Raw genomic sequence first — 26,359 nt, forward strand, 5'->3', positions numbered from 1 at the left:
CCTCCTACGTAAACAGGTTCACTCATAGCAGTTCTCCGGCTCCCAGCCTTATGAATACGAAATGTGTTCGGTCAACCATTCGGGATGCAGCAGAACAAAGAGACCACCACCGTGCGCCCTGGGCTGTCATTCGAGCTCGGGCTCGCAGGAGACACAGGCTGCACAGCGGTGAGTCAACCGGTTCAGCAATCAAGACTCTCAACCATGTCCTGACCACTGAAGTTTGAACTATTTGAAAGATATAAGGAGACATTCATGAATCTCAAAGGCAAGACCCTCTTCATCACCGGTGCCTCGCGCGGCATCGGGCTGGCCATCGGCAACCGTGCCGCCGCCGACGGCGCCAATGTGGTCATCGTGGCCAAGACCACCGATGCCAACCCCAAGCTGCCCGGCACCATCTACAGCGCCGCCGAAGAAATCCGGGCCTCAGGCGGCCAGGCGCTGGCGCTGGCCGTGGACATCCGCGACGAGGACGCGGTGATTGCCGCCGTGGCCAAGGCCGTGGAGACTTTTGGCGGCATCGACATCCTGGTCAACAACGCCAGCGCCATCAGCCTCACCGACACCGAGCACACGCCGATGAAGCGCTATGACCTGATGAACGGCGTCAATGCGCGCGGCACCTACCTGTGCACGCAGGCCTGCCTGGCCGAGCTGAAGAAATCCGCACAGGCCGGGCGCAACCCGCATGTGCTGACCATGTCGCCGCCGCTGTCGATGAAGCCGCGCTGGTTCGAGCACCACACGGCCTACACCATGGCCAAGTACGGCATGAGCATGTGCACGCTGGGGCATGCGGGCGAGTTCGGGAAGTACGGCATCGCCGTCAACAGCCTGTGGCCGCGCACCGCCATTGCCACCGCCGCGCTGCAGATGCTGCCCGGCGTGGATGTGAAGCGCTGCCGAACGCCCGAGATCCTGTCTGACGCCGCCTACCTGATCCTGACCAGCCCGAGTTCGAACACCGGCAATTTTTATATTGACGACGAACTGCTGGCCGCGCACGGCATCACCGACCTGGAAAAATATTCGGTGACGCCGGGAACGAAAGATTTCATTCCAGACTTCTTTGTCGATTGAGGAAATTGCAATGCCCTACATGCTGCTGATCCACGAGCCCGTCGGGCAGCGGGCCACCCGCACCGAAGCCGAAGGCCGCGCCGTCTACGGGCGCATGCTCACCTTTGCCGATGAGCTGAAGGCCCGCGGCCTGCTGCTGGGCGTCGAGTCGCTGGGCTCGCAGGCCGAAGCCAGCCGGGTTAAGGTCCGCGAAGGCCGGCCCCAGGTTCATGACGGCCCGTTCGCCGAGGCCAAGGAGATGGTTGGCGGGTTCTTCCTGGTCGACTGCGCCAGCCGGGAGGAGGCCATTGCCATCGCGAAGCAGTGCCCGGCGGCGGAGTGGGCCACGCTCGAGGTGCGGGCGCTGGCGCCCTGTTACGAAGGCTGATCAGCTGTACTAGGGTTTATACCTGGTCGTCATGTGTCGATTTCCCGTCGACTTGTTCGTCGTGTGAGTGGAAGCCAGCAATTTGGCTGCCGTTTACCGTTTACCACCCAGGAGAACCGATATGCGATTCATGATCATCGTCAAATCCAACCCCGAGTTCGAGGCCGAGACCACGCCCCAGTCGCCGGACGAAAAGCTGATGGCCGCCATGGCCGACTACCACGAGCAGCTGTCGAAGGCCGGCGTGCTGCTGGACGCCAGCGGCCTGCAGCCCAGCCGCAAGGGCTGGCGCATCCACTATGACGGCCAGAAGCGGACCGTGGTCGACGGCCCGTTCGCCGAAAGCAAGGAGCTCATTGCCGGCTTCACCACGATCCAGGTGCGCTCGCGCGAAGAGGCGCTGGAGTGGTCGCGCCGTTTTCCCAACCCTGTGGGCGAGAACGCGCCGGCCGTGATCGAGGTGCGCCAGCTGTATGAGCTGGACGACTTTTCCCCCAGCGAGTCGGTCGAGCGCTTCCGCAAAATGAACACACCCAGCCAGAAGTGAGGGAGCGCGCCATGATCAAGACCCTGGCTCTCGTCGCCGTTGCCGCCATTGGCGCGCTGCTGATCTTTGCCGCCACCCGGCCCGACACCTTCCGCGTGCAGCGCAGCGCCAGCATCAAGGCCGCGCCCGACACGCTGTACCCGCTCATCAACGACCTGCGCCAGTTCAACACCTGGAACCCCTACGAGAAGAAAGACCCGGCCATCAAGGGCAGCTACCGCGGCCCGGCCAGCGGCCCCGGGGCGGGCTACGACTTCCAGGGCAACAAGGATGTCGGCAAAGGCAGCATCGAGATCGTCGAGTCCTCGCCGCCTGGCAAGGTCACGATGAAGCTGGACATGCTCGAACCCTTTGAAGGGCACAACGTCGTCGAGTTCAGCCTGGCGCCGCGCGGCGATGCCACGGAGGTCACCTGGGCCATGCACGGCCCGAGTCCTTTCGTGGGCAGGCTGGTGGGCGTGTTCCTCAACATGGACCGCATGATAGGCCGCGACTTCGAAGCAGGTCTCGCCAATCTGAAGGCCCGGGCCGAGCGCGCCTGAGCGTCCCGTTTTTTTCAATCCGGTTTCAACCCGATTTTCAAATTCATTCATTCATTGCCTATTCCAAGGAGTACTTCATGAGCCGCCAGATTTACGTCAACCTCCCCATCAAGGACATGGAACGCTCGAAGGCGTTCTTCGGCAAACTCGGTTTCAGCTTCAACCCGCAGTTCACCAACGAGCAGGGCGCCTGCATGGTTGTGGCGGACGGCAGCATCTACGTGATGCTGCTGATCGAAAGCTTCTTCAAGACCTTCACCAAAAAGGCGGTGGCCGACACCACCAGGAGCACCGAGGTGCTGGTGTGCCTGTCGTGCGAGAGCCGCGCCGAGGTGGATGAACTCGTGGCCAAGGCGCGCACCGCCGGCGCCACCGTGCCTAACGCGCCGCAAGACCACGGCTTCATGTACGGTCATGGCTTCGAGGACCTGGATGGCCACATCTGGGAGCTGGCATACATGGACATGACTGCCGCACCACCGGCGCCGGCCCAGGCCTGAAGCTTCTCCAATGCATTCAGCCACGCACCAGGCGATTGCCGCGGTCTGGCGCATCGAGTCCGCGAAGATCGTGGCCGCTGTCCTGCGCATGGTGCGCGACATCGGCCTGGCCGAGGAACTGGCGCAGGACGCCCTGGTGGCGGCGCTGGAGCATTGGCCCACCGAGGGCGTGCCCCATAATCCGGGCGCCTGGCTGATGACCACCGCAAAGAACCGGGCGCTTGACCACCTGCGCCGCCACAAGCTGCTCGACAGCAAGCTGGCCCAGATCGGCCATGACCTAGAGGCGCAGGAGGCGCTGGTCGTGCCGGACTTTGTGGATGGGCTCGACGCCGCCCGGGTGGCCGACCAGATCGGCGACGACCTGCTGCGGCTGATCTTCACCGCCTGCCACCCTGTGCTCTCGACCGAAGCACGGGTGGCGCTGACGCTCAGGCTGCTGGGTGGCCTGACGACCCACGAGATTGCCCGGGCCTTCCTGGTGGCCGAGCCGACGATCGCGCAGCGCATCGTTCGCGCCAAGCGCACGCTGGGGGAAGCGCGCGTGCCCTTCGAGGTGCCGGTCGGCGACGCGCTGGCCGAACGGCTGGCCTCGGTGCTCGAGGTGGTTTACCTGGTTTTCAACGAGGGCTACACCGCCACCGCGGGCGAGGACTGGATGCGGCCGGCGCTCACCGACGAGGCCCTGCGCCTGGGCCGCATGCTGGCGGAGCTGGCGCCCGACGAATCCGAAGTGCAGGGACTGGTCGCGTTGATGGAGCTGCAGGCCTCGCGCGCCGCCGCACGCGTCGATGCGTCGGGCCGCCCCGTGCTGCTGGCGCAGCAGGACCGCGGTCGCTGGGACCGCCTGCTGATCCGGCGAGGCTTGGCCGCGCTCGCGCGTGCCGAGGCGCTGTGCGGCGCACGCGGCCATCCGCTCGGCACGTATGCGCTGCAGGCATCGATTGCGGCCTGCCACGCGCGGGCGCCCACGGCGGCGGAGACCGACTGGGCGCGCATTGCCGCGCTGTACGACGCACTCGCGCAGACCGCGCCCTCGCCAGTGGTGGAGCTGAACCGGGCGGTCGCCGTCAGCATGGCGTTCGGGCCCGCGGCCGGGCTGGAGATCATTGACGCGCTGCGCCACGAGCCGTCGCTGCAGGCATATCAGTGGCTGCCCGGTGTGCGCGGGGATCTGCTGGCCAAGCTGGGCCGCCTGGACGAGGCGCGCACCGAATTCGAGCGGGCGGCGCAGCTGGCGGGCAACCTGCGGGAGCGGGAGCTGCTGCTCGAACGTGCGCAGGGGCTGGGCAAGCCGGAGCGGGATTGTTAGGGTGAACAGGCCCTAATTATTCCGAGCAATTAAAGTCGTAAACACGCCTGTAAATGTGAGAGGCCGAGCGACGGCTCAGCAGCGTTACCGGGTATTGGCCAGGGGCTGCTTTCTGGAAGTTCAATTACAAAGTTTTGCGCGCCGGTCAGCTGTAGTTCATGGCGACCCGCAGTGTGCCCAAAGCGGCCATAGGTGATAGCGGTCTGGCGGGCGGAACGCATTGAAGGCTGCGGGATACCGATAGTCAACTATTGCTGTAAGACTTTGCAATCCAGTTCATCTGAAACTTCATCACCAGGATTCAACGCCCGACGAGGGAGCGTAGTGATGGATTGTCGATTTCGCAGGCGAGTAGCTGCGCTGCGGCCTGACTCTCGTGGTCACCCAGAGCGGCACGGTGAATGTGTGACCGAACAGTGAGTTCGCGCATGCCACTGCGCGCGGCAAGCGTCTGCATCTCGCCAATCCATGCCGGTGCCTGGGGCATACTGTTCGCGATCGCTAGACCGCACAGCGCGTCAAGTGCATAGCCTTTGCCCCAAAGGTAGGCATCGGGCAGGCGAACGCAACGCGCAATTGCATCGACGAGGATCTCAACGGCGCGCTGCGAATCACCCCGCGCGATGGCGACGCGCCCAAGGCCGCGGCCGGCGATGCCTTCCCAACACGGGTCGCCAAGCTGACATCCGAGAGCGAATGCATGCTCGAAACGCTCCGAAGCGGCCTCAACATCGCCACTCATCATGTCAACTTCTGCACGTAACGACTGGGGCCAAGGCACAAAGGCAGTCCAGCGCTGTTGCGCCAGCATGACCGATCGATCGAGAGCATCGGTCGCTCCCTGGAGGTCGCCTTGCAGCAGCAACGCGCGCCCCAACATCGACAGCGCGTATGTAGCCTGCTTCACGTCTCCGACGCTATTGGATTGCGCCTCAGCGTCGCGCAGCATGGCAATCGCCGCAGCATAGTGTGCTGTGTCGCTAAGCACCGAGCCATGTACGATTGCGATTCGTGCTTGCTCTGCATAGTCGTCACCGGCCAGTGGCGCAGCGCGGCGCAACCACACCAGGGCACGTTCATAGCGGCCGCGCAGAAATTCGACGTAACCCAGTTCGCGACAAGCCGCAGCTGCGAACGGCGACGTTGAGTCCTGGCCGACAGCGAGAGCCTCATGCAGCGCCGTGGCGCCCTCTTCGTCACGGCCGCGGGCGGCATGGACAAGTGCGCCGCCCAGGGCGACACGCGCACGCACACGCAGAACTGCGTCGCCGGTGGCGTCAGCCTCGACAATTGCGCGCCGTAAACATTGCAAGCCTGCATCGAGCACACCGGCACCGATCGCAGCCTCCCCGGCCTCAATCTGCGCGACTGCTGCAGTGCGACCAGTCGCGGGCCGAGCAGTCGGCATGGCGGTAACCGTGCATATCGCAGCTTCGAGCGTCGCCCCCGGCTGCACACCAAGCTCGCGCCTGAATAGCTCGCGGCACGCGGCGGCCTGGCGTGCCGCGCCGACGCCATAGCCCGCAGCGGCAAGGCTGCGTACGAGTAGCGCCTGGTAATTTTCATCCAAGGGGTTTTGGCGCACGAGACGACCGGCCAAATCGGCCGCTTCAGTCACCGCACCGGTAGCCAGGCGGGCCAACGCGGCCTCCCGCAGGACTGCCTCTGCAGTTGCCTGAAGATGTCGGCGCTCGGTTGCGAGCCAGACTTCAAAAGACGGGCTGCTCGAAAAGCTCATCCCCTCAAGCAATTCGCGGTCGAGGCTATGCACGCACAACGCCTCGGCCCATGTTCCTAGTGACACGACCTTGACATCGATATACGCCGTTGGCTCAAGCGAGAGCGCTGGCACGTCGCCGCGCAACCCCGCGTTGCCAAGCAGCCGTCGGAGTTCGCTCAGGTTCCAGCGCAACGCTGCCAATGGATCCTCGGCGTCCTGGAATAGCAGCTCCGCCAGGTGCTTGCGGCTCGCACCGACATCGCTGCGGATCAGGTACGCGAGCAGGCCCCACACCTTGTGGCCGCGCGGCGCTGGCAATGCTTGACCGTCGAGTTCTACCCGCGGTGCCCCAAGAAGGTGAATCGCAAGGCCCATGAGGCTATCCTCTCTCAGGGCCGGCAGGCTGACAAGAACGGCATCAGGCTTCGGCAGTCGTCGGATCAATGACCGTCATGACTCGCGCGACGCTGTTCGCAGGAAAACCTCCCAGGCGCGCATGTTCCCTGACCAGTTCCTCGTTCGCCGCGTTGTAAACGCAGTAGATCTTGTCACCCGTCACGTAACTGTGCACCCATTGGACATCTGGGCCCAATTCCTGCAGAACGCTGCACGACTTCTGAGATATGGCCTGCAACTCGGCTGCCTTCGAGGCCCCGATTCCAGGAATGGCACGTTCGATTACAAATTTAGGCATAACAGTTTCCTTTGAAGTGAAGTGGAGCCACAAAGGTACGCCGCATACGTGTGAGCAAGCGTGTGAGGACGACGGGTCACTGTAAATTGTGATCTATTTTGGGCGCTCGCCAGAAATGGGCATAAAAGTCCGCTTCGCCAATTGGGACTGGCGGGGTCGAGTACCGGCACACTCACTGCAAATGCAAATCGTCTCCCAATCTCAAAAGGCTTACGAAATGCCAGTTGCATCGACCGGTTGAATCCAAGCTCGGCAGCGGGTGCAGGGGTTCTTGAAGTCATCACCACATTGCCGACAACCAGGCCGCAACTTTCAGTGTCCGGTTCGGAGCAAGCAGTTTCGATAGTTGTAGACCCGCTTCCAGTCTGAAGCGGGCATTGGTGCCTTGTTGACAGAGAAGGCACGTCGTACCTGTTTACGACTCCAATTGCGCGGAATACTAATCGCGGGCAGCCCTTGAACGCGCGGCCTGGGGAAGTGGGGGCCATGGGGGGTCATGTTTTTACCAAGCATTTGCTTGTTAAAAATAAGGTACTTTGGTATGGTGCACACCCATGGACGCAGTCACATCCCTTCCCGCCGGCGACAACACGGCCAGGCGCCCGCGCGGCCGGCCACGCAAGACGCTGGACGAACGCGACGACGGCAACCGCCGCATGGAGCTGGTCAGCGCCGCTGCGCGGCTGTTTCGCCGCAAGGGGTTTGATGGCACCAGCACCCGCGACATCGCCGCCGCGGTGGGTATGCACAGCGGCTCGCCCTTTTATCACTTCAAGAGCAAGGGGGCGCTGCTTCACGCGGTGATGGAGCAGGGCATGCGCTCGGCCCTGGAGCGGCAAGCCGCGGCCCTGCAGTCTGCCAGCCACTCAAAGTCCGATGCGTCTTCCTCGCTGCGCGTGCTGATCCGCAACCACTTCGATGTGCTGCTGGGTCCGGGCAGTGACTTCGTTCCCGTGATGCTGTATGAGTCGCGCTCCCTCACCGCGCGGCAGCGTGCATCCATCGCCCGGTTGCGGAGCGATTACGAGTCGAACTGGGCGCCGGTGCTCGAGGCTTTGGCCCAGCGGGGCCGGCTCCGCGGCCCGGTGAAGCTGGCGCGCCTGTTGATCTTCGGTGCGCTGAACTGGTCGGTCCAGTGGTTCGATGCCGGAAAAGAGGCGTCGCTGGATGACCTCACCGATGCGGCCCTGGCCCTTTTTCTCCATGGCCCGATGCGGGCCCGACAAGTCACCGCATGACAATCAACCCCATGACCCGATCTTCCCCCCACCCCAACCTCAATCCCGAGCCTTCCGTTGTCGAGTTTGAAGAAGAATTCATCACCGGCCTGAAAACCATCTTCGAGGAGAAAATTGTTTTCAACCAGACGCTGGGCCTGAAGATCACGTCAATCCAGCCCCAGCGGGTCACGGCACGCATTGACATGCGGCACGAACTGGTGGGCCACTATGCCCACAACCGCGTTCACGGCGGCGTGATCAGCGCCGGCCTGGATGCCATGGGCGGGCTCGCGGTGATGGCGGCCATCGGCGCGCGCCACATGGACGAGACCCCGCTGCAGCGCCTGCACCGGTTTTCCAGGCTGGGAACGATTGACCTGCGGGTGGACTATTTGCGCCCGGGCATCAGCGAGCACTTTGAACTGCGGGCCGAGGTGTTGCGCCTGGGGTCGCGGGTAGCTAATACGCGCATGGAGTTTTTGGGGGCTGACGGAACGCTTTTTTCCAGCGCCGCGGCCGCCTATATCGTGTCCTGATTTTTCTGCTCCGTTTTCTGCTGCCAGCGGCGGTGTCCCTGAAAAAGACCCGTCAAAAGGCTAGTCACTTCCGGCGTCGCGCAGCGCGTCCAGGAATGTCTTGCGCCACCAGTGCACATCCTGCTCACGGATATTTTTCAGCAGCCTCTGGTGCCGTCCCTGCCGCTCCTGCAGCGGCATCTGCAGGGCGTGCTGGATGGTGTCTGCCGTGCCATCCGTGTCGTAGGGGTTCACCAGCAGGGCTTCCTTCAGCTGCTCGGCGGCGCCGGCAAAACGCGACAGCACCAGAACCCCCGGATCGGCCGGGTCCTGCGCGGCAATGAACTCCTTGGCCACGAGGTTCATCCCGTCGCGCAGCGGCGTGACCAGCGCCACGCGCGCCACGCGGTAGAGGCCGGGCAGGCGTTTGCGCGCCACGTTGCGGTGCATGTAGCGCACCGGCATCCAGTCCAGCTCGCCAAAGTCGCCGTTGATGGCGCCGCACAGGCTCTCGAGCTCCTGCAGCAGGTCGGTGTACGTGCCCATGTCTTCGCGGCTCGGTGCGGCGATCTGGATCAGCGTGGCGCTGCGGATGTTTTCCGGGTATTTTTCAAGCAGGCTCTTGAATGCGCGCAGGCGCTGCGGCAAGCCTTTTGAATAGTCCAGGCGTTCCACGCCCAGCAGCAATTTGCGGCGCGAGTATTCGTCCTTCATGCGTTCATACATGTCGTGCCCTTCCTTGGCATGGGTGAGCGCGGCGAACTCGTCCACGTCAATGCCAATCGGGAAGGAGCCTGCCCGCACGGTGCGGTTGAAGGCCCGAAACCGGTTGTCGCCCAGGTCCTCGGCGCCGGCCTCGGTCTGCACATAGCGCGAAAAGTTTTGCAGGTCGGCCTCGCTCTGAAAGCCCAACAGGTCGTAGGCAAACATGGCCCGCATCAGCCATTCGTGTTGGGGAATGGCCGCCAGCACCTGCTGCGGCGGCAGGGGAATGTGCAGGAAAAAACCGATGCGCTGGGTGGCGCCCATGGCGCGCAGCTCGGCCGCCAGCGGAATCAGGTGGTAGTCATGCACCCAGATGATGTCGTCCGGCCGCAGCTGCGTCATCAGCTTGCGCGCAAACAGCTGGTTGACGCGGCGATAGGCGCGGATGTAGCCGGCGTCAAAGCGCGCCAGGTCGATCCGGTAGTGAAACACCGGCCAGAGCACGCCATTGCTGTAGCCGAGGTAATAGCCGGCATGGTCTTCGGCGGACAGGTCCACGGTGGCCAGCTTGACGTTGCCCGCCTGCTGCACATGCAGCTCGCCTTCCCCCGGCGCTCCGCCTTCGATGACGGTACCGCTCCAGCCAAACCAGAGTCCACCCGTGGCATTGAGCGCATCGCCCAGCGCCACAGCCAGCCCACCGGCAGCCGTCTTGCGCGGATCGGCCACGCGGTTGGACACCACCACGAGGCGGCTCATGATGCGTGACTTTCAACACAGGCAGTACGAGGACCTCCGCCGCCAACAAACAGCAGGCGCCGCGGAACCGGCTTCGCCGGGCCGCAGGCGCCGCCCCCTGCAAGGGGGGAAGGGGCTACACGCAGTGAGCCTCCGACGGGGGTGTACCTCGGCTCTCGGCGCCGGGAGCCGGATCGACTCAGCAGGGGCCGCTGGTCCGGCTTCGCCGGCCCGCAGGCGCCGCCCCCTGCCAGGGGGGAGGAGGCTACACGCAGTGAGTCCTCAACGGGGGGGGTCATATCTGCGAGTCCCACGGCGCCGAGAGCCGGACCGCCGCGTTGATGATGCCCACCATGGAGTAGGTTTGCGGAAAGTTGCCCCACATCTCGCCCGTGGTCGGATGCGTGTCTTCGGACAGCAGGCCCACATGGTTGCGCGCCGCCAGCATGGTTTCGAAAATCTCGCGCGCCTGCGCCTTGCGCCCAATCCGCGCCAGCGCATCAATGCGCCAGAAGGTGCAGATGTTGAAGGCGGTCTCGGGTTTGCCGAAATCATCGGGGGCTTCGTAGCGGCGCATGTAGGGGCCGTCGCACAAATGGGTTTCCAGCGCGTCGACGGTGGCAATGAAGCGCGGATCTTTCGGGTCGATGAAGCCCACTTCAATCATCAGCAGCACACTGGCATCCAGGTCGCGGCCGCCAAAGCTCTCGGCAAAGGCCTGGCGCTCCTCGCTCCAGGCCTTCCGCAAAATGTTCTCCTGCATGCGCTGTGCATGGTCCTGCCAGTAGGCGGCACGCTCGGGCAGGTGAAGCACCAGGGCGATCTTGGCCAGCCGGTCGCAGGCCGCCCAGCACATCAGGGCCGACGAGGTGTGGACCCGCGCACGCGTGCGCAGCTCCCACATACCGGCGTCGGGCTGGTCATAGGTGCGCGCGGCCTGCTCGCCCACCGCCTCCAGCCGCTGGAATTCGGCCAGTCCGGCGCGGTGCAGCAGGCGGTTGTCGTGAAAGGCCTGCGCCGCACCGAGCACCACGTTGCCATACACGTCATGCTGGAAATGCTCCTGCGCCTGGTTGCCCACACGCACGGGCCTCATGCCGCGGTAGCCGCCCAGATGGTCCATCACCGACTCGGGCAACTCGCGCTCCAGGCCAATGCCATACAGCGGCTGGATGTGCCCGCCGTTGGCCTGCACCACCACGTTGCTGAGCCAGCGCAGGTAGTCCTCCATGGTGCCGACCTCCGACAGGCCGTTGAGGGCACGCACCACAAAAAAAGCATCGCGCAGCCAGCAAAAACGGTAGTCCCAGTTGCGCTGGCTGCCCGGCGCCTCGGGAATGCTGGTGGTCATGGCCGCCACAATGGCGCCGGTGTCTTCGAAGAGGGACAGCTTGAGCGTGATCGCCGCGCGTATCACCGCCTCCTGCCATTCCAGCGGAATGTGCAGGCGCTGGCTCCATTTGCGCCAGTACGACACCGTCTCCTGCTCGAACAGCCGCGCCGTGTCGGCAATGCCCTCTGCCAGCGACTCGTCGGCGCCCAGCAGGAAGTTGTGCTCGCGGGTCAGCACGAAAGGCTGGCGGGCCAGCAGGTGCGACAGCGGAGCGTCGGTGTTCAGCCGCAGCGTCATCGCGTCACCCACATAACGCAGGTGGTTGCTGCCCTGGGTGATCAACGGTGCGCGCCGGCCCCAGTCAAAACGGATGTCGAGCGAGACGCGAATACGCGGTGCACCAGAGAGGGGACGCACGCGCCGCACCAGCGTCAGGGGCCGGAAGAAACGCGAGCGGCTGAAAAAACGCGGCGCGAAATCGGTGATCTCTATGCCTTGCCCGCTTTTGTCAAACAGCTGGGTACGCAGCACGGCGGTATTGGGCTCATACCACTGCCTGGATTCGGCAAAATCCTCGATCTCAATGGAAAAAGCGCTGGGCAGCGTTTCGGCAGAGGGCGTGTTGCCATCGATCCGGCCGGTGCCGGGCTGCAGCAATGCGTTGAACACCGGGTCGCCGTCGAAGCGCGGCAGGCAGCACCAGACAATGCGCCCGCGGATGTCAATCAGCGCGCTGAACGCGCAGTTGCCGATGACGCCCATCGCGAGCGAGGGTTCGGCGGGCGGTACAAAGCGCGCGGAGTCGTTCGGCGCCGTCATGGGCTGGTCCCGCGCCAGTGGTCCGAATCCTGGCAGGCGGCCTGCAGCCACTGCCGCAGTACGGCCGGCGCCGCGCAACGGTGCCTGGCCAGCGTGACGCCTTCGCCGACCTTGATACCCTGGCCGCCGAGGAACTGCACGACGGAGAACCCGGCTTCGTCGGTCACATCGTCGCCCGCAAACAGGGGCAGGCGGCCCATAAACGGCATTTCTCCCATGAAAGCCTCAATGGCCGTTCCCTTGCTGACGCCGGCCGGTTTGATTTCAAACACACACTTGCCATGCAGCAATTCTGCGCCCGGTGTGCTGTTGGCAGCTTCCCGCATGACCCGCAGCGCCAACGTTTCGAGGTCGGGCGCCTGGCGGTAGTGCAGGGCAACGGCCGCGGACTTGATTTCGAGGTGCAGGCCGGGATGGCGCGCGGCCAGCGCCGCGGCCCGGCGCACTACCTCCTGCAAATCAGGGGCGGCGGCGCTGATGACCTGGCCATTCGCCTGGCGGCGTTGTGACCCGTGCTCGGCCGCTGCGGCCAATTGCAGAGGTTCGAGAAACCGGTCGAGGTCCGTGAGGGTGCGCCCGGACACGATGGCCAGCGCGCCATTCAGCCGGACTGCGAGCTGGGTCAGGGTGGGGATCAATTCCGCGGTCACCTGCACGGCGCCGGGCAGCGGCGCCAGGTCGGCCAGTGTCCCGTCGAAATCGAGAAAAAGCGCGGTCTGCGGCCCGATCAGGGGCAGGCGGGGCGAGCCCATTTGCAGGGGTGGATGGAAGAACTGCATCAGCACTCACCTTAGCAAAACCCTTGTGATATGGATGTAGGCCAGCTTCGCTTTTTCGTCTTCGTTTTTGTTTTTTGTGTTTTTTTCGTTAGAGGCAGCAGGTCACTCGGTCACTCGGTCGCTCGGGGTTACTCGGAGTTACTCGGAAGTGCCCGCAGCAAAGCCGGGGTTCTTGCCCACCGCAGCCACACGCGCCTGGCGAATCATCTCGCCAATCTGCCTGCCATCCTGCCCGGCAGCCTGTGCGTCGGCGGCCACCTGGTGCGTGGCAACAGACTGGGCGACGGCGAGGGCATCCAGCAGCCGCTGGCGCTGGGGATACGGTGAATGCTCATACCCGAGGCGGCCGCGGGCGTCGCACTCGCAGGCCAGCAGCACGTCGGCAAAGCGCTGGGGCTTGCGAAATGCATCGCAGCGCTCCAGCAGGCGCACCACGGCCGCCGCGCCGAATCCGGCACTGCGGTGAATGTTGCCGTGCTCGCGTGCCACCACGTCGGCCAACTCGCGGCACTCCACCGGCACGCGCAGGCGCTCGCATACGCCCTTGAGCAGGCGCGCACTGCGCTCCTCATGGCCGACGTGGCGTCCCAGCTGGGGGTCGGCCTCCATTTTCACGCGCCAGAACTCCGGCGGCTGGGGCGTGCCCCGCGCCGGCATGACACCGGCGCCTGGCGCCAGGGTCGTGCCCTTGCCCAGGTCGTGGCACAGGCAGGCGAAGCGCACGGGCAAGGACGCCTGGAGCTGCGCCGCCATGTCCATTACCATCATCAGGTGGACGCCGGTGTCGACCTCGGGGTGGTGTTCGGCGCGCTGCGGCACGCCCCAGAGCCTGGCGACTTCCGGCAGCAGCCTGTGCAATGCGCCGCAGTCGCGCAGCACGTCAAAGAGGCGCGAGGGCTTGTCTTCCATCAGGCCGCGGGCCAGCTCCTGCCAGACGCGTTCGGGCACCAGTGCATCGACTTCGCCGTCCTCCACCATGCCCCGCATCAGCGCCAGGGTTTCGGGCGCCACGGAAAAATCCGCAAACCGGGCGGCAAAGCGGGCCAGCCGCAGAATGCGCACCGGGTCCTCGCGGAAGGCGTCGGTCACATGCCGCAAGACCTTGGCCCGGATGTCCTGCTGACCGCCATAAGGGTCGATCAGCGCCGCAAAATCAGCTTCAAAGGCGGGCGTGGCACCGCTTGCGGCGCCTGCCGAACGGGCGGGAGCCGCGATGGCATTGATGGTGAGATCGCGCCGTGCCAGATCCTGCTCGAGCGTGACGTCCGGATCGGCATGCACCACAAAGCCGTGGTAGCCGCGCGCGGTCTTGCGCTCGGTGCGCGCCAGCGCGTACTCTTCGCGGGTTTCGGGGTGCAGAAACACCGGAAAATCCTTGCCCACCGGCTGATAGCCCAGGGCCGCCAGGTCCTCGGGCGTTGCGCCCACCACCACCCAATCGTGGTCCTGCACCGTCAGGCCCATCAAGGCATCGCGCACCGCACCGCCGACCATGTAAATCTGCATGACCGAAGTGTAGGCCTTGCCCGGCCCACGCGGCAGGGGCGGCCGCGCGGCCCTTCTGTTCACGGTTGCTTGATCAGAATGAAGCTGCTGTCCAGGGCCGTGGGATAGCCTTGGGCGTCCTTGGCGCTGCCTGCATCGCCAAACTGCAACTGGCTGCCGGTGACGAGTGCGAGGTCCTTGAAGCTCGGGAGGGTCGATGGCGTGATGGTGATCTTGTCAGACCCGGAGGGCCCCGATCCCGGGCTGTCGATGGCCACGCTTCCCGAGAGTTTCGGGACCGCGGTGGGACCCGAGAGCTTGAGAACGTCGCAGCTGGAGGTGGCAAAAATGGTGACCGTCGTCGTGAAGGAGCCATGGGTCGCGTCGATCTTGGCGGCCGTGAAGCTCGTCAGGGCGGAGACACTGACGCCGCTAACGACGGTGGCCTGGCAGTTGGTCCAGTTGCCAACGTATTTGTCGATCGGCTCGGAAGATATCAGTGCAGCCGTGCCGCCATCGCCTCCGCCGCAGGCCGCGACCAGAACAGCCGCGCTTGCGACTGAAGACAACCAGGCCAGTCGAATCATGATGAACCCCTCGCTTGAAGTTGTTGACGGGACAATTCATGCTAGGCCATAAATCGGGACTGCGCAATCAGACAGGATCGGGGCCTGGTACCAGGCGGTACGGTTCCTCGAAGTCCCGGAAGTCTTTTTTCTGCCAGTGCATCGTCAATCCACGCCTTGACGCCGGGCAGCGTGCTCACGCGAGCGACATATCTCTTCGCTCCTGCGGGTGGGGGTCAGGAAAACACGGGGCGGAAAAAGCTGCGTTCGTAACTGATGATGCAGCCGGTGGCTTCTGCGTATTTGAAGGCGGCCTGGCAGTCCGCATCTTCAAAGGAGCGCTGGCGATAGCTTTCGTAGGCGGCCAGGCTGTCAAAGGTAAACAGCGCCAGCGCGATGTTGTTGGCCCCTTCGCTGGGCATGAAATAGCCGTGGTGTTTGCCGCCGAATTTTTCGACCAGCGGAATCCACAGTTTGCCGTAGTGCTCAAATTCCTTGAGCTTGGTGGCATCGAGTACGTAGCGCAGGTAAATGGTGACCATGAGGAGGCTTGCTTTCTGTGGATCAGCGTTTGAGCCGGTACGGTTCTTCAAAATCGCGGAAATCGTTTTCAGCCAGCGCGTCGTCGGTCCAGGCTTTCACGCCAGACAGGGCGCTCAGGCGCTGGATGTAGGCCGTGATCTCAGCAGGAACAGGCAGGGCGTAGCATTTCAGGCGCATGCAGACTGGGGCGAAGAACGCATCGGCGATGCTGAACTCACCAAAAAGCATGGGCTCCTGAACGTTCTTATGCTGCGCCAGCAGCTCGCTCCACATGGCGATGAGGCGCTGCACGTCGGCGCGCACGGCGGGCTTGTCGCGCCAGATCAACTGGCCCACTTCGGGCAGGCTGGCTTCAATGTTCATGGGGCAGACCGAGCGCAGGGCGCCAAAGCCGCTGTGCATCTCGGCGCAGACGCTGCGCGCCCGGGCACGTGCCTGCAGGTCCTGGGGCCAGAGGTTTTTGTCAGGGAAGCGCTCGGCCAGGTATTCGGCAATCGCCAGGCTGTCCCACACCACAAACCCATCGTCGTCCAGGGCCGGCACCTTGCCCACCGGGCTCACGCTGCTGATCTTTTGCTTGAAGCCCGAATCGGCGTCAAACGAATCAAAGCGCACCTTGATTTCTTCAAAAGGAATGCCGGCCTGCCTGAGCAGCACCCAGGGCCGCATGGACCAGGAGGAATAGTTTTTGTTGCCGATATAGAGCTTGAGCATGGAAATCCCCGATCTGCTGACGATGAAGGTCACAATGAAACGACAGGCGATGCTACAGGTACGCCAGCACACCATTGATGCAAAAAAATCGCCGGATTGATGCTACACGCACCCTGAGCGAGGGCGCGCGTGGGAGCCAACGAACGCAGCGCCGGGCGGCCCCAAGGGAAATTGGCCCCCTCGGAGAACTACACGCAGCGACCGAGGGTCTCCACCCAGCAGGGGCCGCAGGCGCAGCGCCCCCTCGGGGGGCAGCGGCTACACGCAGTGACGAGCGTGGGGGCTCTTCATCCCAGCAGGGGCCGCGGGACTGGCTTTGCCAGACCGCAGGCGCAGCGGCCCCCTCGGGGGGCAGGGAGCTACACGCAGTGAGCGACCGTGGGGGCCATTCAGGCGTGGGGGCCTTCAAGACCTTCCAGCCGTCTTGCGCTTGGCCGTCAGGCCGCCGCGCAGGCCCTGCCTGCCCAGGTAGGACGGGGCGATGGCACTCAAGGCGGCGGGCGTGATGCCCAGCGCCTTCAGGCCTGGCAGCTTGCCGCTGGCCACATTGTCGGTTTGCATGGCGTCCAGGTTGTCGCGGCTGAGCAGGGGCTCGCCGGGCAGCAATTCCATCAGGCGCGCCTGCAGGCGTCCCAGCGGTGCCGGCAGTGCGATGACCGGCCGGCCCTTCCCGCCATCGATGCCGGCATAGCGGCCCGCCAGCTCCACCAGCTGCCGCAGCGTGAACACGTCGGGCCCGCAGGCTTCGTAGACCTGGCCAATGGAGCCGCCGTCCTGCAGGCAGCGAACCACGGCGCTGGCCACGTCTTCCACCCAGACCGGCTGAAAGCGCGCCTGGCTGGCGGCCAGCGGGACCACCGGAAACAGCTTTTGCAGCCGGGCAAAGGTGTTGAGGAATTTGTCTTCGGCGCCAAAGATCACGCTCGGGCGCAGCAGCGTCACATCCAGCCCGGCGCTGAGCAGCACGGCCTCGCCGCGGGCCTTGCTGCGCTGGTACATCGATGCCGAGCTGATGGACGCGCCGAGCGCGCTGATGTGAACAATGCGCCGCAAACCACCGGCCTCGCACGCACGCACCAGCGCCAGCGGCAACTGCACGTGGGCTTTTTCAAACGCGGCCTCCGTGCCGTGCAGGATGGCGATCAGGTTCACCACTGCGTCATGCCCGGCCAGCAGGGATGTCAGGGCGGCGGTGTCATGCACATCGATCTCGATCGCGTCCAGCATTGGCAGCGTCTGGAGGTGGCGGGCGTTGTCAATCCGGCGTGTCGCCACGGTCACGCGGCATTGAAGCTGGGCCAGTTTCTCGCAGACATGGCGGCCCACAAAACCGGTGCCGCCGAGGATGAGAACTTGTTTCATAGACCTTAATTTAGCGCGTTTGGGCAACTTTGCTTTAAAAAAACGACTTTTATCTTTTAAACGGTTTTGGTGCCGTTTTTTCGGGGCTGTAAGCTATTAAATTAATAGCATATTCGCATGCTGGCGTCGAATCCTCTGTAGGCAAAAACCGCCATTTGCCTACACGCGCGGACAGGCAGGGTCCGGACAATTGCCGGATGAATATCTTCGAAGCACTGCGCATCAGCCACGAAACCCAGCGAGGCCTGGTGGACCACCTGATCAAGACCGAGGGCGACAGCCCCGAAAGGCACAGTCTCTTCCGGGAGCTCAAGCAGGAGCTGGCGGCCCACGCGGCCGCCGAGGAGCGCTTTTTCTATGTGCCGCTGATTGCCCACGACATGACACAGGCGCCGTCGCGCCACGGTATCGCAGAGCATCATGAGATGGACGAGATGGTGGAGCAGCTGGAAGCAACGGATTTCACGTCACCGGGCTGGCTGGTCACGGCGAAAGAGCTGCACCACAAGATCTATCACCACCTGGAGGACGAGGAGCAGGGCATCTTCCAGCTGGCGGGCAAGGTGCTCACCGAGGCCGAGAAGCTGTCGCTGGCCAAAGGCTACGAGGGTGAGTTCGTCTCCCAGCGTGTCGGGAGCTGAGGCCTTCGCTGCAGGCCGGCGTGGGCCCCGTTCAGGGATAAATTTTTTCTCCGCGGCTCAGCATCCCTGCGAATTGCAGGAGGCGGCGCTCCCGGGTCTCCTGCTTTTTCGCCGTCTGGAGCCGAAACAAGATGGCATAGCGGTTGCGTGAGTCGAGGGTTTCAAAAAAGGCTTTCGCGTGGGGCTCCCTGGCCAGCAAGGCTGCCAGATCGTCAGGGACGGTCACCTTTGCCTGCCCGTCGTAGGCCGCATCCCAGCGGCCATCGGCTTTGGCGCGTTCGATCTCGGCCAGGCCGGCGGCTTGCATGTGCCCGGCAGCCAGCAGCGCCAATGCCTTCTCACGGTTGATTTTGGACCAGGTGCTCCTGGCCCGGCGCGGCGTGAATTTCTGCAGGAAGTATTGCGCGTCCAGGCTTTTGCGCTGGCCATCTATCCAGCCCTGGCACAAGGCCGCTTCCAGCGCTTCGGGGTGGGAGATGGACGCCAGGCCCGAATCCTTCCTGGCCATCTGCAGCCAGACCCCCGGGCTGCTGGCATGGTGTCTGGCCAGCCAGTTCGTCCAGCATTTCCTGTTCTTGCAGGCAAGGATCGCGATGGCTTCGACGGGTTGGGTCATGCTGCCATTTTGCGCGAGCAAATGGCAATACGGTTCATTCAGTTAGCACACCGCGTGCAGTGCCGCTCATCTCCTTCCCCCGCTGGGGGAAGGCCGGTGATGGGGGGCTCGCGGCGTGGACGTAGGGCCACCGTGCTGACTTGGTCGTCGCTGGCCCCCCACCCCCACCCCAACCCTCCCCCGGAAGGGGAGGGAGCTTCACGGGTCCTTAGCTGAACCGTATTGGAGCAAATGGAGAAGGGGAGAAGGGAAAAGCGGAAAGGAGCGGGGGCGGGGGTCAGGTACTGGCAATCTTGCGGGGCTTGCCAAAATCGTCGATCGCCACGTAGGTCAGGCTGGCCTCGGTGACCTTGATGTAGCGGCCCTGTGCGCGAAAGCGCTCGGCATACACCTCGACCTGCACCGTGATCGAGGTCGTGCCGATGCGGGTGAGGCTGGCAAAGAAAGACAGGATGTCGCCCACCCGGACCGGCTGCTTGAAGATGAACTGGTTGACCGCCACGGTCGCCAGGCGCCCGCCCGCGTGGCGCGCCGGTACCACGGAGCCCGCCAGGTCGACCTGGGCCATGACCCAGCCGCCAAAAATGTCGCCATTGGCGTTGCAGTCGGCCGGCATCGGAATCACCTTGAGAACGAGTTCCTTGTCGGTGGGCAACTGGACGCTGAGGGCGTCTGCAGCCTCGGCGGCCTCGGCGGCCGCTGCAACGGCGGCGGCTTTGGCGTGTATACCCGGGTTGGCGCTTGATTCGAAAGACATAGGCACAATCTTGAGTAGGAATTTAAACAACCAGGAGCCCGTCGGGCTCTTGTCACGATTGTCACTCATGCGCTCCCGAGCTTCCACTGTCGATTCTTCCCTTCATCTGCCTGCTCCGGCCGGCTCCCCGGCGGCCGCCGCGGGGCGCTCGGACCTGGGGACGCTGAAGCGGCTTTTCCCGTATTTGTGGGAGTACAAATGGCGCGTCGTGGCGGCCCTGGCCTTCATGGTGGGCGCCAAGCTGGCCAATGTGGGCGTGCCGCTGCTGCTGAAAAACCTGGTCGACGCCATGAGCTTCAAACCCGGCGATGTGCAGGCCGTGCTGGTGGTGCCGGCCGCGCTGCTGCTGGCGTATGGCCTGCTTCGCCTGTCGACCACGCTGTTCACCGAGCTGCGCGAGCTGGTGTTTGCCAAGGCCACGGAAGGCGCGGCCCGGCGCATTTCGCTGGAAGTGTTCCGGCACCTGCATGCGCTGAGCCTGCGTTTTCACCTCGAGCGCCAGACCGGCGGCATGACGCGCGACATCGAGCGCGGCACGCGCGGCGTGCATTCGCTCATCTCCTACTCGCTGTATAGCATCATCCCGACGCTGATCGAGGTCACGCTGGTGCTGACCCTGCTGGGCGTCAAGTTTGACGTCTGGTTTGCCGCCATCACCGGCATCGCGCTGGTGTTCTATATCTTCTTCACGGTCACGGTGACCAACTGGCGCACGCAGTTCCGCAAGACCATGAACGAGTTGGACTCATCGGCCCACAGCCGCGCCATCGACTCGTTGCTGAACTACGAAACCGTCAAGTACTTCAACAACGAGGAATTTGAGGCCGCGCGCTACGACGAGAACCTCAAGCGCTACCGCAAGGCCGCCATCAAGAGCCAGAACACCCTGAGCCTGCTCAACACCGGGCAGCAGCTGATCATTGCGATCGGGCTGATGGCCATGCTGTGGCGCGCCACGCAGGGCGTGGTCGATGGCCGCATGACGCTGGGCGACCTGGTGATGGTCAACGCCTTCATGATCCAGCTGTATATTCCGCTCGGTTTTCTGGGCGTGATCTACCGCGAGATCAAGCAGAGCCTGACCGACCTGGACAAAATGTTCACGCTGATGGAGCGGGAGCGGGAAATCGCCGACGAGCCTTCGGCACAGCCGATTCGCATCGACGCGTCGCCGGCGGTGTGTTTTGAAAATGTCTGCTTTGCCTACGAGCCGGCCCGCCCCATCCTGCACAAGGTCAGCTTTGAAATACCGCCGGGCAAGACGGTGGCCGTGGTGGGGTCGTCGGGCGCCGGCAAATCGACGCTGGCGCGCCTGCTGTTTCGCTTCTACGACGTGAGCAACCCGCATGAGGGCGGCCGCATCACCATTGCCGGGCAGGACATCAGGCACGTCACCCAGGCCAGCGTGCGCCAGGCCATCGGCATCGTGCCGCAGGACACGGTGCTCTTCAACGACACGGTGGAATACAACATTGCCTATGGCAAGCCGGGCGCCAGCCACGCCGAGGTGGAGGAGGCGGCCCGCGCGGCGCGCATCCACGACTTCATTGCCTCCACGCCGCTGGGCTACAAAACCATGGTGGGCGAGCGCGGGCTCAAGCTGTCGGGCGGCGAAAAGCAGCGCGTGGCCATCGCCCGCACGCTGCTGAAAAACCCTCCGGTGGTGATTTTTGACGAGGCCACCTCGGCGCTGGATTCGGCCAACGAGCGCGCCATCCAGGCCGAGCTGCGCACCGCCGCGCAGAACAAGACCACGCTGGTCATCGCGCACCGGCTTTCTACCGTCGTGGAGGCGCACGAGATTCTGGTGATGGACAGCGGGCGCATTGTGGAGCGCGGCACGCACGCTCAGTTGCTCGAGATGGAAGGTGCTTATGCGCGCATGTGGGCGCTGCAGCAGAATTCCTCAGAGGCTTACGCGTAAATCGGCCTCCGCAAGACCCTGCCGCCCCTCCGGGCGCCGGGGCCCATGGGAATCCCCGTAGCGCCGGGTCCTCGCGGGGCTCGCATAATCAAAGGACCTATGGAAACCAAATGGCTGGAAGATTTCGTCAGTCTTGCTGAAACCCGCAGTTTCAGCCGCTCGGCCCAACTGCGTCATGTGACCCAGCCGGCCTTTTCGCGGCGCATCCAGGCGCTCGAAGCCTGGGCCGGCACCGACCTGGTTGACAGAAGCTCCTATCCCACGCGCCTGACGCCTGCCGGCGAGACGCTGTACAGCCAGTCGCTGGAAATGCTGCAGGGCCTGCAGTCCACCCGCGCCATGCTGCGCGGCCATACCTCGGCCGGGCAGGATGTCATCGAGTTCGCCGTGCCGCACACACTGGCCTTCACCTTCTTCCCGGCGTGGGTCAGCAGCCTGCGCGAGAAGTTCGGCCCGATCAAAAGCCGGCTGATCGCACTCAACGTGCATGACGCGGTGATGCGGTTGGTCGAAGGCAGTTGCGATCTCCTGATTGCTTACCACCATGACTCCCAGCCGTTCCAGCTGGACCCTGAACGCTACGAGATGGTGTCGCTGGGCCAGGAAGTACTCGCGCCGTTTGTGAAGGCCAATGCCGCCGGCGAGCCCGAGTTCAGCCTGCCGGGGCGAGCCGGGCAGCCCTTGCCCTACCTGGGCTACGCGCCCGGCGCCTATCTGGGGCGGGTGGTCGACCTGATCCTCAAACAGTCCAGTACCGCGATTCACCTGGACCGGGTGTATGAAACCGACATGGCCGAAGGCTTGAAGGCCATGGCGCTCGAGGGTCACGGTATCGCATTTTTGCCGCTCAGCGCCGTCAGGAAAGAACTCCGGGCCAAAAAGCTGGTGAGCGCGGGCAGCAACCTGGAGATGACCATGGATGTCCGTCTTTACCGCGCACGGCCCACTTCCAAAGAGGCGGCCAAAAGCCATGCGCAGGCCCTGTGGACCTATTTGCAGACCTCAACCGGGCCCCGGGACAAAGCGGCGGGCCGGGGTGGAATCCAGCCGCCGCCCCGATAGCCTGGGTGGCCTAGGTAGCAACCCTTAGTGGTTATAAATAAAATGCATAGTTGTCCACTCAAACAGCATTGGTGTTTTTGCACCCGCAAACTTACAGTGCGTCACCTTCAAATTTTGACCATGACCGAATTCCCAAGCCCTGCTGCCCCCGCATCCCGGACCCCGCTGGAACATCCGCTTTCTGACGGGATGCAGCGCCGCCCGGCGGCATGAGGCAGTCTGGAGGTTGGCGGCCCCGCAGCTTGCCCGCTGCCGGCTCCGCATCGCGACGCTCGCTGCACGCCCGGGTTGAAAAATCAGGGACGCCCGGCTAAGGTGTGGCATAAAGACTGCTTACATATGAAATTGATAGCGCTGGATTTTTATACATGCACCATTTTGGAAGCCAGAGAAATCGTCGTTTGTACCGAGGCTTTCAAGGCAGTATTTTCAGGCACGGTCCCCTGTGTCCGTCCCGCCTGAGCCGCTGCGAGAGCCGGGTAAACCTAGGCATGGCCTTGTATCCAACTCTCTAAAATAGTATCTACTCACCGTTTCATTTCAACACAGGAGATTCCATGAAACTCAAACTAGCCGCTCTGTCCATCGCCTTGCTCGCAACCGGCGGTGCCATCGCCCAGGCTACCGACACCATCGCCAAGGTCAAGGCTTCAGGCGTGGTGACCATGKGGGTTCGTGATTCTTCCGGGGCGCTGTCTTACACGCTGGGCGATGGCAAGTACACCGGTTACCACGTCGAGATCTGCCAGCGCGTCATCGCCGACCTGGAAAAAGCCGTGGGCCGCAAGCTGGAAGTCAAATACCAGCCTGTCACCTCGCAAAACCGCATCCCGCTGGTGCAAAACGGCACCGTGGACATTGAGTGCGGCTCGACCACCAACAACGCCACCCGCGCCAAGGACGTGTCTTTCCTGCCAACGACTTTCGTCGAAGAGGTCCGCATCGCCGTGAAGGCCAGCTCCGGCATCACCTCGATTGCCCAGCTCAATGGCAAGAACGTGGCAACCACCACCGGCACGACTTCGGTGCAAACGCTGCGCAAGAATGAGCGCGCCAGCGGCATCGACTTCAAGGAAGTTTTCGGCAAGGACCACTCCGACAGCTTCCTGCTGCTGGAGTCCGGCCGTGCCGACGCCTTCGTGATGGACGGCGCCATCCTGGCCGGCAACATTGCCACCGCCAAGAACCCGGCCGACTTCAAGATCGTCGGTGAAGTGCTGAGCGTGGAGCCCATCGCCATCATGATCCGCAAGGATGACCCCGCGTTCAAAAAGCTCGGTGACGACACGGTCAAGGGCCTGATGAAGTCGGGTGAAATCGCCAAGCTGTGGGAGAAGTGGTTCATCCAGCCGATTCCCCCGAAAAACACCAAAGTGGGCTATGCCGCCAGCGAAAGCACCAAGGCTGCGTGGAATGCGCCCAATGACAAACCCATGGAAGACTACGCCAAGAAGTAATTCCGGCCACTGAGATCACAAACCCCGCCGGGGACTGTTCTGGCGGGGTTTGTTTTTAGTCAAGCGCAAAGAGTCACTGAAGTACAACAACAGGCTGGAGTTGCCATGAGCTGGGATTGGAAAGTTTTTTTAAACGACGATGGGAGYGGTCGCACCTATCTGCAGTGGATGTTTGATGCCTGGGGCTGGACGCTGTCCGTCGCGGGCCTGGCGTGGGTCGTGGCGATGCTGATCGGCGCCCTGATGGGGACCTGCCGGACCCTGCCCAACAGCCCGTGGCTGGTACGGCTCGGCGATGCGTGGGTGGAGCTGTTTCGCAACATCCCGCTGCTGGTTCAGATTTTTCTCTGGTACTTCGTGGTGCCCAAGGTGATCCCCCCGATGAAGGAAGTCCCGGGTTTCGTCCTGGTGGTGCTGGCCCTCGGGTTCTTTACCTCCGCCCGTATTGCCGAGCAGGTGCGCGCCGGCGTGCAGGCCCTGCCGCGCGGCCAGCGCTATGCCGGCATGGCCCTGGGCTTCACCACGGCCCAGACCTACCGCTATGTGATTTTGCCGATGGCCTTTCGCATCATCATCCCGCCGCTCACCAGCGAGTCGATGAACCTGCTGAAAAATTCCTCGGTGGCGTTCGCGGTATCCATTGCCGAACTCACGATGTTCGCCATGCAGGCCCAGGAAGAGACCTCTCGCGGCGTCGAGATCTACATCGCCGTCACGGCGCTGTACGCGATGTCGGCATTTGCCGTGAACCGCGTGATGGCCGTGGTCGAGAAAAAAGTGCAGATTCCCGGCTACATCGTTGCCGGGACCGCAGGCGGAGGGCACTGACATGCTGGGACTCGACCTGACCTTTCTGAACTGGGAGATCATCTCCAAGTTCGTCGTCAACGGCTTCTTCTTCAGCGTGCAGCTGACGGCGATTGCCACCCTGGGCGGCATTGTGCTGGGCACCCTTCTGGCGCTGATGCGCCTGTCGGGCAACCAGGTGCTGATGATTCCCGCCACCATCTACGTCAACGGCATGCGCTCCATTCCGCTGGTGATGGTGATCCTGTGGTTCTTCCTGCTGGTGCCCACCATCATCGGAAGGCCCATTGGCGCCGAACTCTCGGCCACGATCACCTTTGTGGCCTTTGAGGCGGCTTATTTCAGCGAGATCATGCGCGCCGGCATCCAGTCGATTTCGCGCGGGCAGGTGAACGCCGGGCGTGCCCTGGGCATGACCTACGGCCAGAACATGCGGCTGATCATCCTGCCCCAGGCGTTTCGCAACATGGTGCCCATCCTGCTGACCCAGACCATCATCCTGTTTCAGGACACCTCGCTGGTTTATGCGATTGGCGCCTACGATCTGCTCAAGGGCTTCACCACCGCCGGCAAGATTTACGGCCGCCCCGAAGAGGCCTACCTGCTGGCCGCGGTGGTGTATTTCGTGATCTGCTACGGCTTGTCCTTCATGGTCAAACGGCTGCAAAGCAGGATCGCCATCATTCGCTGAAAATCGTATCAAGGCGTCATGACGCAACATACATAACCATGACGCACACTGGAGAACAAGATGATTGAATTGAAAGAAGTTTCGAAATGGTACGGTGACGTGCAGGTTCTGAACAACTGCACCACCGCCATCCAAAAAGGCGAAGTCGTTGTGGTCTGCGGGCCATCCGGCTCGGGCAAGTCAACCCTGATCAAGGTCATCAACGCGCTGGAGCCCTTCCAGAAGGGCCAGATTTTCGTGGACGGCCAGGCCGTGCATGACTCGAAGACCAACCTGCCCAAGCTGCGCAGCCGCGTGGGCATGGTGTTCCAGAACTTTGAGCTGTTTCCTCACCTGAGCGTTACCGAGAACCTGACGCTGGCACAGGTCAAGGTGCTGGGCCGCAAGGCCGATGAAGCCAAGACACACGGGCTGAAATACCTCGACCGCGTCGGCCTGATGGCGCACAAGGACAAATTTCCCGGCCAGCTGTCAGGCGGCCAGCAGCAGCGCGTGGCGATCGCCCGCGCGCTCAGCATGGACCCGATTGCCATGCTGTTTGACGAGCCTACCTCGGCACTCGACCCCGAAATGGTCGGCGAAGTGCTGGACTGCATGATGGGCTTGGCCGTCGAAGGCATGACCATGATGGTGGTGACCCATGAGATGGGCTTTGCCCGCAAGGTCGGCAGCCGCGTCATTTTCATGGACGTAGGCGGCCGGATTCTGGAAGACTGCTCGAAGGACGAGTTTTTCAACCACCCCGAAAACCGCCAGGCGCGCACCAAGGATTTCCTCAACAAGATCCTGTCGCACTGAGAAACCCATCCAGACTCCTGAAAAAGCCCCGCAACCCCGGGGCTTTTTTCATGGCGTTGACC

27 protein-coding genes and 1 pseudogene are annotated in these 26,359 nt (G+C 63.4%); 15 read left to right on the forward strand and 13 right to left on the reverse strand.

Features of this window, described 5'->3' with window-relative positions; genetic code table 11:
- Nucleotides 1–255 precede the first annotated feature (255 nt).
- The 6 genes from AC1DUB_RS07930 to AC1DUB_RS07955 all read left to right on the forward strand — a co-directional run bounded on the left by AC1DUB_RS07930 (nucleotide 256) and on the right by AC1DUB_RS07955 (nucleotide 4,351).
- Nucleotides 256–1,083, forward strand: coding sequence for an SDR family oxidoreductase (locus AC1DUB_RS07930; RefSeq protein WP_477721910.1), 828 nt, complete (start codon nucleotides 256–258; stop codon nucleotides 1,081–1,083).
- Between the two features lie 10 nt (nucleotides 1,084–1,093).
- Nucleotides 1,094–1,450, forward strand: a complete 357-nt coding sequence (locus AC1DUB_RS07935; protein ID WP_477729086.1) for a YciI family protein — start codon at nucleotides 1,094–1,096, stop codon at nucleotides 1,448–1,450.
- 121 nt (nucleotides 1,451–1,571) lie between these two features.
- Nucleotides 1,572–1,997, forward strand: a complete 426-nt coding sequence (locus tag AC1DUB_RS07940; RefSeq protein WP_011484809.1) for a YciI family protein — start codon at nucleotides 1,572–1,574, stop codon at nucleotides 1,995–1,997.
- Between the two features lie 11 nt (nucleotides 1,998–2,008).
- Complete coding sequence (locus tag AC1DUB_RS07945) at nucleotides 2,009–2,539, forward strand: SRPBCC family protein (RefSeq protein ID WP_477729087.1); 531 nt, start codon at nucleotides 2,009–2,011, stop codon at nucleotides 2,537–2,539.
- Nucleotides 2,540–2,616: 77 nt separating this feature from the next.
- The gene (locus AC1DUB_RS07950) at nucleotides 2,617–3,039 is read left to right on the forward strand and encodes a VOC family protein (protein ID WP_477729088.1); all 423 of its coding nucleotides are present in this window, start codon (nucleotides 2,617–2,619) and stop codon (nucleotides 3,037–3,039) included.
- A gap of 10 nt (nucleotides 3,040–3,049) precedes the next feature.
- Nucleotides 3,050–4,351, forward strand: coding sequence for an RNA polymerase sigma factor (locus tag AC1DUB_RS07955; RefSeq protein WP_477729089.1), 1,302 nt, complete (start codon nucleotides 3,050–3,052; stop codon nucleotides 4,349–4,351).
- 301 nt (nucleotides 4,352–4,652) lie between these two features.
- On the opposite strand, the gene AC1DUB_RS07960 is transcribed toward AC1DUB_RS07955, so the two are convergent.
- Together AC1DUB_RS07960 and AC1DUB_RS07965 are read right to left on the reverse strand one after the other, a co-directional pair.
- The gene (locus AC1DUB_RS07960; RefSeq protein WP_477729090.1) at nucleotides 4,653–6,446 is read right to left on the reverse strand and encodes a BTAD domain-containing putative transcriptional regulator; all 1,794 of its coding nucleotides are present in this window, start codon (nucleotides 6,444–6,446) and stop codon (nucleotides 4,653–4,655) included.
- 43 nt (nucleotides 6,447–6,489) lie between these two features.
- Nucleotides 6,490–6,765 carry a DUF4242 domain-containing protein gene (locus AC1DUB_RS07965; RefSeq protein WP_477729091.1) on the reverse strand — a complete coding sequence of 92 codons (276 nt, stop codon included), beginning with the start codon at nucleotides 6,763–6,765 and terminating at the stop codon, nucleotides 6,490–6,492.
- Nucleotides 6,766–7,319: 554 nt separating this feature from the next.
- Here AC1DUB_RS07965 and AC1DUB_RS07970 point away from each other — a divergent pair.
- Both AC1DUB_RS07970 and AC1DUB_RS07975 read left to right on the forward strand, forming a co-directional pair.
- The gene (locus tag AC1DUB_RS07970) at nucleotides 7,320–8,003 is read left to right on the forward strand and encodes a TetR/AcrR family transcriptional regulator (RefSeq protein WP_477729092.1); all 684 of its coding nucleotides are present in this window, start codon (nucleotides 7,320–7,322) and stop codon (nucleotides 8,001–8,003) included.
- Nucleotides 8,004–8,014: 11 nt separating this feature from the next.
- A complete protein-coding gene (locus tag AC1DUB_RS07975) occupies nucleotides 8,015–8,521 on the forward strand; it encodes a thioesterase family protein (RefSeq protein WP_477729093.1) in 507 nt (168 codons plus the stop codon).
- A 60-nt stretch (nucleotides 8,522–8,581) separates the two neighbouring features.
- Here AC1DUB_RS07975 and otsA read toward each other — a convergent pair whose 3' ends face one another.
- The 9 genes and pseudogenes from otsA to AC1DUB_RS08020 all read right to left on the reverse strand — a co-directional run bounded on the left by otsA (nucleotide 8,582) and on the right by AC1DUB_RS08020 (nucleotide 17,544).
- Nucleotides 8,582–9,964: an alpha,alpha-trehalose-phosphate synthase (UDP-forming) gene (gene otsA, locus AC1DUB_RS07980; protein ID WP_477729094.1), complete on the reverse strand. Its 1,383-nt coding sequence runs from the start codon at nucleotides 9,962–9,964 to the stop codon at nucleotides 8,582–8,584.
- Between the two features lie 274 nt (nucleotides 9,965–10,238).
- Complete coding sequence (locus AC1DUB_RS07985) at nucleotides 10,239–12,095, reverse strand: glycoside hydrolase family 15 protein (protein ID WP_477729095.1); 1,857 nt, start codon at nucleotides 12,093–12,095, stop codon at nucleotides 10,239–10,241.
- Nucleotides 12,092–12,874 (reverse strand): trehalose-phosphatase, encoded by a 783-nt coding sequence (otsB, locus tag AC1DUB_RS07990; protein ID WP_477729096.1) that lies wholly within the window; start codon nucleotides 12,872–12,874, stop codon nucleotides 12,092–12,094. The genes AC1DUB_RS07985 and otsB overlap by 4 nt, the downstream gene beginning before the upstream one ends.
- 138 nt (nucleotides 12,875–13,012) lie before the next feature.
- The gene (locus tag AC1DUB_RS07995; RefSeq protein ID WP_477729233.1) at nucleotides 13,013–14,380 is read right to left on the reverse strand and encodes a multifunctional CCA addition/repair protein; all 1,368 of its coding nucleotides are present in this window, start codon (nucleotides 14,378–14,380) and stop codon (nucleotides 13,013–13,015) included.
- Nucleotides 14,381–14,439: 59 nt separating this feature from the next.
- Nucleotides 14,440–14,946, reverse strand: coding sequence for a hypothetical protein (locus tag AC1DUB_RS08000; protein WP_477729097.1), 507 nt, complete (start codon nucleotides 14,944–14,946; stop codon nucleotides 14,440–14,442).
- 67 nt (nucleotides 14,947–15,013) lie between these two features.
- Nucleotides 15,014–15,137, reverse strand: a pseudogene (locus tag AC1DUB_RS08005) (glutathione S-transferase); the annotation flags it as partial.
- Nucleotides 15,138–15,161: 24 nt separating this feature from the next.
- Nucleotides 15,162–15,467, reverse strand: a complete 306-nt coding sequence (locus AC1DUB_RS08010) for an NIPSNAP family protein (RefSeq protein WP_477718313.1) — start codon at nucleotides 15,465–15,467, stop codon at nucleotides 15,162–15,164.
- 22 nt (nucleotides 15,468–15,489) lie between these two features.
- Nucleotides 15,490–16,182: a glutathione S-transferase family protein gene (locus tag AC1DUB_RS08015; protein WP_477729098.1), complete on the reverse strand. Its 693-nt coding sequence runs from the start codon at nucleotides 16,180–16,182 to the stop codon at nucleotides 15,490–15,492.
- Between the two features lie 405 nt (nucleotides 16,183–16,587).
- Complete coding sequence (locus AC1DUB_RS08020) at nucleotides 16,588–17,544, reverse strand: complex I NDUFA9 subunit family protein (RefSeq protein WP_477729099.1); 957 nt, start codon at nucleotides 17,542–17,544, stop codon at nucleotides 16,588–16,590.
- A gap of 197 nt (nucleotides 17,545–17,741) precedes the next feature.
- Here AC1DUB_RS08020 and AC1DUB_RS08025 point away from each other — a divergent pair, with 197 nt between their 5' ends.
- Complete coding sequence (locus AC1DUB_RS08025; protein ID WP_477729100.1) at nucleotides 17,742–18,185, forward strand: hemerythrin domain-containing protein; 444 nt, start codon at nucleotides 17,742–17,744, stop codon at nucleotides 18,183–18,185.
- Between the two features lie 31 nt (nucleotides 18,186–18,216).
- Here the strand turns inward: AC1DUB_RS08025 and AC1DUB_RS08030 are convergent, their stop codons facing one another.
- The gene (locus AC1DUB_RS08030; RefSeq protein ID WP_477729101.1) at nucleotides 18,217–18,801 is read right to left on the reverse strand and encodes a YdeI/OmpD-associated family protein; all 585 of its coding nucleotides are present in this window, start codon (nucleotides 18,799–18,801) and stop codon (nucleotides 18,217–18,219) included.
- Between the two features lie 277 nt (nucleotides 18,802–19,078).
- Nucleotides 19,079–19,558 (reverse strand): acyl-CoA thioesterase, encoded by a 480-nt coding sequence (locus AC1DUB_RS08035; protein ID WP_477729102.1) that lies wholly within the window; start codon nucleotides 19,556–19,558, stop codon nucleotides 19,079–19,081.
- A 67-nt stretch (nucleotides 19,559–19,625) separates the two neighbouring features.
- Between AC1DUB_RS08035 and AC1DUB_RS08040 the strand changes: the two genes are divergently transcribed.
- From AC1DUB_RS08040 to AC1DUB_RS08065, 6 genes are all read left to right on the forward strand, one after another.
- Nucleotides 19,626–21,482, forward strand: a complete 1,857-nt coding sequence (locus AC1DUB_RS08040; RefSeq protein WP_477729103.1) for an ABCB family ABC transporter ATP-binding protein/permease — start codon at nucleotides 19,626–19,628, stop codon at nucleotides 21,480–21,482.
- Between the two features lie 99 nt (nucleotides 21,483–21,581).
- Nucleotides 21,582–22,544: a LysR substrate-binding domain-containing protein gene (locus AC1DUB_RS08045; RefSeq protein WP_477721925.1), complete on the forward strand. Its 963-nt coding sequence runs from the start codon at nucleotides 21,582–21,584 to the stop codon at nucleotides 22,542–22,544.
- A 557-nt stretch (nucleotides 22,545–23,101) separates the two neighbouring features.
- The gene (locus AC1DUB_RS08050; RefSeq protein ID WP_477729104.1) at nucleotides 23,102–24,001 is read left to right on the forward strand and encodes an amino acid ABC transporter substrate-binding protein; all 900 of its coding nucleotides are present in this window, start codon (nucleotides 23,102–23,104) and stop codon (nucleotides 23,999–24,001) included.
- Between the two features lie 105 nt (nucleotides 24,002–24,106).
- Entirely contained in the window at nucleotides 24,107–24,829 is a 723-nt protein-coding gene (locus tag AC1DUB_RS08055; RefSeq protein WP_477721927.1) for an amino acid ABC transporter permease, read from the forward strand.
- Between the two features lies 1 nt (nucleotide 24,830).
- Complete coding sequence (locus AC1DUB_RS08060) at nucleotides 24,831–25,499, forward strand: amino acid ABC transporter permease (RefSeq protein WP_477729105.1); 669 nt, start codon at nucleotides 24,831–24,833, stop codon at nucleotides 25,497–25,499.
- 60 nt (nucleotides 25,500–25,559) lie between these two features.
- On the forward strand, nucleotides 25,560–26,297 hold the full coding sequence (locus AC1DUB_RS08065; protein ID WP_477729106.1) for an amino acid ABC transporter ATP-binding protein: 738 nt from the start codon (nucleotides 25,560–25,562) through the stop codon (nucleotides 26,295–26,297).
- Nucleotides 26,298–26,359 lie beyond the last annotated feature (62 nt).

This window comes from Polaromonas sp. P4_F9 (assembly GCF_056401235.1).